General features: G+C 52.1%; 8 protein-coding genes. 2 read left to right on the top strand and 6 right to left on the bottom strand.

Annotated features, from left to right (window positions below; genetic code table 11):
- Nucleotides 1-538 (top strand): ATP-binding cassette domain-containing protein (locus AC1DUO_RS15950; protein ID WP_477987920.1); only part of this gene is annotated, 538 nt, incomplete at its 5' end.
- A gap of 18 nt (nt 539-556) precedes the next feature.
- The gene (gene mglC, locus AC1DUO_RS15945) at nt 557-1,567 is read left to right on the top strand and encodes a galactose/methyl galactoside ABC transporter permease MglC (protein ID WP_477987918.1); all 1,011 of its coding nucleotides are present in this window, start codon (nt 557-559) and stop codon (nt 1,565-1,567) included.
- Nucleotides 1,568-1,706: 139 nt separating this feature from the next.
- On the opposite strand, the gene sanA is transcribed toward mglC, so the two are convergent.
- From sanA to artQ, 6 genes are all read right to left on the bottom strand, one after another.
- Nucleotides 1,707-2,630: an outer membrane permeability protein SanA gene (gene sanA, locus AC1DUO_RS15940; RefSeq protein WP_037036078.1), complete on the bottom strand. Its 924-nt coding sequence runs from the start codon at nt 2,628-2,630 to the stop codon at nt 1,707-1,709.
- A gap of 226 nt (nt 2,631-2,856) precedes the next feature.
- Complete coding sequence (locus AC1DUO_RS15935) at nt 2,857-4,554, bottom strand: NAD-dependent malic enzyme (RefSeq protein WP_013574749.1); 1,698 nt, start codon at nt 4,552-4,554, stop codon at nt 2,857-2,859.
- A gap of 158 nt (nt 4,555-4,712) precedes the next feature.
- Nucleotides 4,713-5,597, bottom strand: coding sequence for a cytidine deaminase (cdd, locus tag AC1DUO_RS15930; protein WP_015689569.1), 885 nt, complete (start codon nt 5,595-5,597; stop codon nt 4,713-4,715).
- A gap of 173 nt (nt 5,598-5,770) precedes the next feature.
- Nucleotides 5,771-6,505, bottom strand: coding sequence for an arginine ABC transporter substrate-binding protein (locus AC1DUO_RS15925; RefSeq protein ID WP_013574751.1), 735 nt, complete (start codon nt 6,503-6,505; stop codon nt 5,771-5,773).
- Nucleotides 6,506-6,732: 227 nt separating this feature from the next.
- Complete coding sequence (gene artM / locus AC1DUO_RS15920; RefSeq protein WP_013574752.1) at nt 6,733-7,401, bottom strand: arginine ABC transporter permease ArtM; 669 nt, start codon at nt 7,399-7,401, stop codon at nt 6,733-6,735.
- Nucleotides 7,401-8,117: an arginine ABC transporter permease ArtQ gene (artQ, locus tag AC1DUO_RS15915; RefSeq protein WP_013574753.1), complete on the bottom strand. Its 717-nt coding sequence runs from the start codon at nt 8,115-8,117 to the stop codon at nt 7,401-7,403. Before artQ ends, artM begins: the two co-directional genes overlap by 1 nt.
- Nucleotides 8,118-8,120: the final 3 nt, after the last annotated feature.

Here is an 8,120-nt window from a genome sequence, read left to right as displayed (position 1 = left end):
TAATCACAGTGCCAATGAAGCCATTAACCATGGTTTTGCACTGGTGACGGAAGAACGTCGTTCCACCGGTATTTATGCATATCTGGACATCGGCTTTAACTCGCTGATTTCTAATATTCGTCAATATAAAAATAAAGCCGGTTTACTCGACACTGCCCGGATGAAAAGCGATACCCAATGGGTTATCGATTCCATGCGGGTGAAAACGCCGGGACATAAAACCAGCATTGGTTCATTGTCAGGCGGTAATCAGCAAAAAGTTATTATCGGGCGCTGGTTATTAACCAACCCTGAGATATTAATGCTGGACGAACCGACGCGCGGCATTGATGTTGGCGCTAAGTTTGAAATTTACCAGTTAATCACCGAGTTGGCGAAAAAAGAGAAGGGGATCATTATTATCTCCTCTGAAATGCCGGAGTTGCTGGGTATTACTGACAGAATATTGGTTATGAGTAATGGACAGGTTGCAGGTATTGTTGAAACTAAAAATACCTCGCAGAACGAAATATTACGCCTGGCTTCCTTGCATCTCTAATTTTTAAGGGTTCTTATTATGAAAGCATTAAATAAGAAAAGTGTGCTCACTTATTTAAAAGAGGGCGGGATTTATGTGGTCCTGCTGGTCTTACTGGCCATTATTATCATCCAGGATCCGAGCTTCCTCAGTCTCGTCAACTTAAGTAACATTCTGACTCAGTCATCTGTGCGCGTTATTATCGCACTGGGCGTGGCAGGGCTTATCGTCACCCAGGGTACTGACCTGTCAGCCGGGCGTCAGGTCGGGTTAGCAGCGGTTGTTGCGGCCACCATGTTGCAGGCGATGGACAACGTCAACAAAGTATTCCCGAATCTGGAAGTGGTGCCCATTCCGCTGGTTATTCTGACCGTGTGTATTGTTGGTGCATTAATTGGTTTGCTGAACGGTATTATTATCGCTTACCTGAACGTAACGCCGTTTATTACCACGCTGGGCACGATGATTATCGTCTACGGGATTAACTCCCTGTATTACGATTATGTTGGTTCTTCACCGGTCGCAGGCTTTGACCCGGGCTTCTCCCAGTTTGCACAAGGCTTTATCCATTTAGGTGGTCTGAAGCTTTCCTACATTACGTTCTACGCGCTGATTGCGATCGCCTTTGTCTGGGTGTTGTGGAACAAAACCCGCTTCGGTAAAAACATCTTTGCTATCGGTGGTAACCCTGAAGCTGCGAAAGTTTCCGGCGTTAACGTCCCGTTAAACCTGATTATGATTTATGCATTGTCTGGTGTGTTCTACGCGTTCGGCGGTTTACTGGAAGCTGGGCGTATCGGCAGTGCGACCAACAACCTCGGCTTTATGTATGAACTCGATGCCATCGCAGCCTGTGTGGTCGGCGGCGTGTCATTCGCCGGTGGTGTGGGTTCTGTGGCAGGGGTGGTGACARGGGTGCTGATTTTCACCGTCATCAACTACGGCCTGACCTACATCGGCGTGAACCCTTACTGGCAGTACATTATCAAGGGCAGCATCATCATCTTCGCGGTGGCGCTGGACTCTTTGAAATACGCCAAGAAGAAATAAGTTATCGGGCAGTAAAAACAAAAGGCCGCATACGCGGCCTTTTTGCTGTCGTAAATTCGGAACCGGACTGCTCCCTCCCCTTTCGCAGGGTGAGGCGCTAAAGGCCAAACCCTTTCGAAGGGGAGGCGCAGTCCGGTTCTTACTGCTGGAAAGGATTTCTGCCCACCGGTTTCGGTGGTTCAGGTTGCGGTGCCGGTGCGGCATCCTCGGTTTCAGCCTGTGCCGCGTCATTGGCTTCCTGCTCCGCTTTGACTCTGGCTGCTTCGTCTGCGGCCGCTTTTTCCGCAGCAGCTTTATCCGCTGCTGCCTTATCTGCCGCGGCTTTGGCGATAGCGGCTTTCTTCTCGGCTTCAAGTTGCTGTTGTAATGCCAGCAGTTGTTCCGGTGTTACCGCCGGGTAGCCCTGGGCATCGTCCGGAATGGTGTGTACCGCAGGAATAGGGATTAGCGGGCCAAGGAAGCGGGGTTCGCGTTTAAGCAGATACAAATCCGTCAGCGCGCCGAGGCGGGCGAAGATCTCGCGGCTGCGCACGCTGAGCATATTTTTTGGCGATGGTACGGCGAAACATTGTGCCTGAATGCCCATGTGCAGCGCGATAAACAGCGCCCGCTCGCAGTGGAAACGCTGGGTGATAATGATGAAATCGTTAGTGTCGAAGACTTTACGGGTACGCACGATGGAGTCGAGCGTACGGAATCCGGCGTAGTCGAGCACGATATCGCTGGCGGGAATACCGGCGGCAATCAGATCGCGGCGCATGGTGCTCGGCTCGTTATAACTTTGCTGTGCATTGTCACCGCTCAGCAGCAGATATTTTACCTTGCCGCTGTTGTAGGCATTAATCGCGCCCTGAATCCGGTACAGGTAATACTGATTAATGACGCCGGTGCGGTAATACTTCGCCGTTCCGAGCACCACGCCGACCTGACGGTGCGGCAGGGTTTGTACTTCGTCATAAATGTAGGGCTGGGTACGTAAGCTTATCCACTGATCAAGCCCAATAGCGACAGCCAGCATCAGAATAATGATGCCGAAAACGCCAGCTATAAGTCGCTTAATCATAGGTATCCCTGTTATGACCGGATGGAAATCGGATCCAAGGCTACTTTACCTGTTCGGGGTTCGCAATACGTTGGACTCTGCATCCACAGGCTTCGCAGCTTTTTTCAGCACTTTTCAGTGAATTACTTCTTAATCTGCGCGACGTGCTGCAATTTGGACGAAAAAAAAGACCAATGCATAAGGCATTGGTCTGGATCATAGCCGGACTTCTTTTACTACCGTCGGATCAGAAAGACGTGCGCTTATAACTTCGGTACTGCGGTGCCCAGAAGTTATGCTCAATGGCTTTCGACAGAGAATCTTCTGACGTTACCATCGCCACGCCCTGCAACTGCGCGGCCTTACCGACGGCCATCGCGATGCATTTAGACACGCCCTGAATATCGTCAACGTCCGGCAGCAGCGAGCCTGTGCCTTCTGTGGCCAGCGGCGAACACTCTGCCAGTGTTCTGCTGGCGGCCATCAGCATACCGTCGGTAACGCGGGTGGCGCCCGAGGCAATCACACCCAGCCCGATCCCCGGGAAGATGAAGGAGTTGTTGCACTGTGCGATAGGGTAGAGCTTGCCTTTGTGGCTCACCGGTGCAAACGGGCTGCCGGTGGCGACCAGCGCGGCGCCGTCGGTCCAGTTCAGGATATCGGCAGGTGTGGCTTCCACGCGGGACGTCGGATTGCTCAGGGGCATCACCACCGGACGTGCGCAGTGTTTGTGCATTTCGCGGATGATTTCTTCGGTGAACAGCCCCGGCTGGCCGGAAACGCCGATCAGCACGGTTGGCCTGGCGTTACGCACCACATCCAGCAGGGAAACGCTGTCGCTTTCCATGCCCCAGCTGGCCAGTGCGCTGCTTTTCTGCACCAGTTTGCTCTGGAAATCCAGCAGGTTAGGCAGTTTATCGGTGAGCAAACCAAAGCGGTCGACCATAAAGACTTTGGCGCGGGCTTCTTCTTCGCTCAGACCTTCAGATTTCATCTGCGCAACGATTTGTTCTGCGATACCACAACCGGCAGAACCCGCACCGAGGAAGGCGACTGTCTGATCGCTCAGTTTGCCCCCGGCGGCTTTACTGGCGGCAATCAGGCTACCCAGCGCCACGGACGCTGTGCCCTGAATATCGTCGTTAAAGCAGCACAGTTCATCACGGTAGCGTTCGAGGATCGGCATGGCATTCTTCTGTGCGAAATCTTCAAACTGCAGCAGCACGTTTGGCCAGCGGATTTTTACGGCCTGAATGAACTGATCAACAAACGCTTCATATTCTTCACCCGTAATGCGCGGATGACGCCAGCCCATGTACAGCGGGTCGTTGAGTAACTGCGGATTGTTGGTACCGGCGTCCAGAACCACCGGCAAGGTATACGCCGGGCTGATGCCGCCACAGGCGGTATACAGGGAAAGCTTACCGATCGGAATGCCCATGCCGCCGATGCCCTGGTCGCCCAGACCGAGAATGCGTTCGCCGTCAGTCACCACCACCACTTTTACGTGTTGTTTGGTGGCGTTTTGCAGCATGTCATCGATGTGGGCGCGGTTGGGATAAGAGATGAACAGGCCACGGGCGCGGCGGTAGATATCTGAAAAGTGTTCGCAGGCCTCGCCGACGGTCGGGGTATAAATCACCGGCATCATTTCGCTGAGATGGTTGTCCAGCAGACGGTAGAACAGCGTCTCATTGGTGTCCTGAATGTTTCTCAAATAGATGTGTTTATCGATGTCGGTTTTGAAATTCTGAAACTGGCGGTAGGCACGGTCAGCCTGTTCTTCGATGGTTTCCACCGCTTCCGGCAGTAAACCGTGAAGGTTAAAGTTGCTGCGCTCTTCTTCAGTAAAAGCGCTGCCTTTATTCAGTAACGGAAACTCTAACAGGATCGGGCCAGCGTGGGGAATGTACAGGGGGCGTTTACTTTCGTATTCAAGTTCCATCGTTTTACTCTTCCGGTTTTCAGAATGTTGTTTTTTATATTTCGGAGCGGTGAGGGTAACAGAGAGGAAATAAGGATTTCAAATGACAAATGTAATGACAATGTTATGTAACTAAAGACTCCGGAAACAGAGTCTTTAGTGTTAACCGGCTCACACTATCAGCAGGTCAGCGTGGTGATATCTTTGCAGCCCAGTGCTTTTAACGTGGCACGCGTGGCATCGTTTTGCGTGATCAACGCATCTTTTTGCTCGACCAGTACTGCACGGCGAACTTTCAGGCAATCTTCACCTGACATATTCAGCAGGATTAACGCGGCCTGCAAAGGAGGCAGGCTCGGATTGAATGCGGCGTTTTCGGCGTAACGGCCACCGAACTGTTTGCCGTTATGGGTTTCCAGCGCCACACCACTGTGCGACTTACTGTAAGGCGCATGACTTTGATTGCAGGCATCCAGTGCCATGAGTGCCAGGGAGTCGGTGCTTTCCAGTGTGTAACCGTGATTCACTTGGTCCATCAGCAGAGTGGTGATGTCCAGATCCTTCGGGCCGAAGGAGTGCGGCAGATAATCGCCAAGTGTTGCTACATCACGATCGGGCAGATGGATATCCAGCGCTGTGCCGCTGGTCAGCTCATTCATAAACTGACGACAATGCCCGCAAGGGGTGTAATTCACGGTGATGGAGGCCAGACGGGTTTCACCACGCAGCCAGGCGTGCGTGACTGCGGATTGCTCAGCGTGAACCGTTTGTTGCATCGGCGCACCGGCGAATTCCATGTTGGCACCGAAATACAAATTGCCTGAAATTCCGCGTGCAACCGCACCGACATTGAAATGAGAGATAGGCGTAACGGAACAGGCTGCGGCCAGAGGCAGCAGGGCAAATGCCAGCGCGTCATCGTCCAGTCCGGTCGCCTGTTTTATCTGCGCAACATCAGCCGCAGTGAGCATTGCCGGGAAGTCATCATGACGCAAAAACGGCTCAAGCGCGGAGGATAAATTTTCAGGGAGTGCCGCAAAGGCGGTGTGAAAACGTGCGTGCATAAACATTCGATCTCGCAGTGATTACGGTTGAACAGTGTAAAAGTCATTCCATGAATGTAGTGTGATGAATGTCACTTTTTCGATGTAATAAGTTCTGCTTCGTTGCATATTTGGGAGATGTTACGCAGAACAGCCGCCTTTCCAGACGGCTGTTAAAAAAGGATGACGGGGAATCAGTGAGCCGGGAACCACTTGTCATTGATCTTTTTAAATTCGCCGTTAGCTTTGATCCCTTCCAGCGCTGTGTTCAGCTTCGCCAGCAGTTCCTTATTATCAGGACGCACCGCCATGCCGACGCCGGTACCAAAGTATTGCGGATCTTTAATCAGCTCGCCGACTTCACCCAGATTCGGGTTGGATTTCAGCCAGCCGTTCAGCACGGCGGTGTCGCCTAACAGCCCGTCCAGACGACCACTTTTCAGATCCAGAATCGCATTCTGATAGCTGTCGTAACCGACGGTAGTGATTTCAGGATGCTTTTCCATCAGGTATTTCTGGTGCGTGGTGCCATTTTCCAGGCCAACACGCTTACCTTTCAGATCCGCAATAGAAGCAAACTTGCCTTTCGGCCCGATAATCATCGCCGTGTTAGCGTAGTAAGGCTGGGTGAACGTCACCTGTTTACTGCGCTCTTCCGTGATATCCATACCGGAAATAATCACATCGAAACGACGGAATTTCAGTGCCGGGATCAGACCATCAAACGGCTGATTGGTGAAGGTACAGGTTTCCTGCATTTGCTTACACAGCGCGTTCGCCAGATCGATATCAAAACCAATAATCTGGTTGTCAGCGCCGATAGATTCAAACGGCGGATACGTGGCGGAAGTACCGAAACGAATGGTGTCCGCAGCGGTGGCAGTGAAAACCGTGGCAGACAAGAGGGCGGCGAGGATCAGCTTTTTCATGCAATACATTCCTGTTCAAAAAATGACATTCCCTTCATGGTGCAGTTTACTGATTTTATTAATTTAATCGGGTAACTGGCAGGAAGTGAAACCTGAGAATAAAGTGCCACTAAATGAATTTATATGCAATAAATTTGATTAAAAAATTATAAATTGAAACAAGGGGATGTTTTTTCCGGCACAAAAAAAGGGACGATTTCTCGTCCCTTCAGATTCTTCTCTGGCTATCAGTTACGGCGTTCAAATGCCAGTGCACGACGCTCAATCAGGCGCATCATCAGGGTCAGCAACCCGTTCACGCACAGATAAACCACACCGGCCGCACCGAATACCATCACGTCATACGTACGACCGTACATCAGCTGGCTGTGACCCATCACATCCATCAGCGTAATGGTGTAGGCCAGCGAGGTACTTTTAAACACCAGCACCACTTCGTTGGAATACGATGACAGCGCGCGTTTAAAGGCGTACGGCAACAGAATGCGCAAGGTTTGCGGCTTCGACATGCCAAGTGCTTCGCACGACTGCCACTGGCCGGACGGAATAGCGCGTACCGCACCGGTAAACAACTGTGTGGTATATGCCGCGCTGTTCAGCGCCAATGCAAACATCGCGCAAAGCCACGGCTGCGACAGGACTTCCCATAACCACGGAATTTCGCGGATCGACGGAAACTGGCCCGGTCCGTAGTAAATCAGGAAGATTTGCACCAGCAACGGTGTGCCGGTAAACAGCGTGATGTAACCTTTAACGATCTGGCTGGCAACCGGCACTTTCAGCGTCAGAATGACGGTGAAAATCATCGCCAGCAACAGTGCAACAATCAGTGCCGCCACGGTCAGCGTCAGGCTGGTGTGCAATCCTTTCAGGACTTCAGGTAAATATTCCCACATCAGGATGCACTCCGTTCAAAGCGTGTGGTACGCAATTCGATACGTTTAATCACGAACTGGCTGAACAGGGTAACAAGCAGATAGATACACGCCGCAATCACATACCAGGTAAATGGCTCCTGCGTACGGGTCGCAATGCTTTTGGTTTGCAGCATCAGGTCGTTCACGCTGATAAGGGATACCAGTGCGGTATCTTTCAGCAGCACCAGCCACTGATTACTCAGTCCCGGCAACGCATGACGCCACATCTGCGGCATGATCAGGCGGAAGAAAATCGCCGACTTTTTCATGCCCAACACCTGACCGGACTCCCATTGTCCTTGTGGCACGGCTTTCAGTGCGCCGCGCAATGTCTGCGATGCATAAGCCGAATACAGCAGGGAAAGGGCGATCACACCACACACAAACGGGCTGACTTCGAAGTTCTCAATCGGCAACTTGATCGGTATGGCGAACAGGCCAAGGTTGATGCTGAAGCCATCGGCCAGCACCATCAGCAGTTGTGAGGAACCAAAATAGATGAACAGTACCACCAGGATTTCCGGCAGACCGCGCAGCACGGTAACCCACGCGGTGCCCAGCCAGCTAAGCGGCTTCCACGGCGCGGATTCCCAGACTGCGAAAATCATCGCCAGCACCAGGCCGAGGATCAGCGCACAAACGGCAAGGCCGACGGTCATCCCGGCGGCGCTTGCTAAAGGTTGGAATTCAGTCATTGA

This window comes from Rahnella sp. P4_A8, assembly GCF_056402435.1.
This window is presented reverse-complemented; position numbering and strand designations above follow the sequence as displayed.

Excerpts from the sequence above, each read along its gene's own strand:
- sanA (WP_037036078.1), bottom strand. The coding sequence starts at position 2,630 with ATGATTAAGCGACTTATAGCTGGCGTTTTCGGCATCATTATTCTGATG.
- AC1DUO_RS15935 (WP_013574749.1), bottom strand. The coding sequence starts at position 4,554 with ATGGAACTTGAATACGAAAGTAAACGCCCCCTGTACATTCCCCACGCT.
- cdd (WP_015689569.1), bottom strand. The coding sequence starts at position 5,597 with ATGCACGCACGTTTTCACACCGCCTTTGCGGCACTCCCTGAAAATTTA.
- AC1DUO_RS15925 (WP_013574751.1), bottom strand. The coding sequence starts at position 6,505 with ATGAAAAAGCTGATCCTCGCCGCCCTCTTGTCTGCCACGGTTTTCACT.
- artM (WP_013574752.1), bottom strand. The coding sequence starts at position 7,401 with ATGTGGGAATATTTACCTGAAGTCCTGAAAGGATTGCACACCAGCCTG.
- artQ (WP_013574753.1), bottom strand. The coding sequence starts at position 8,117 with ATGACTGAATTCCAACCTTTAGCAAGCGCCGCCGGGATGACCGTCGGC.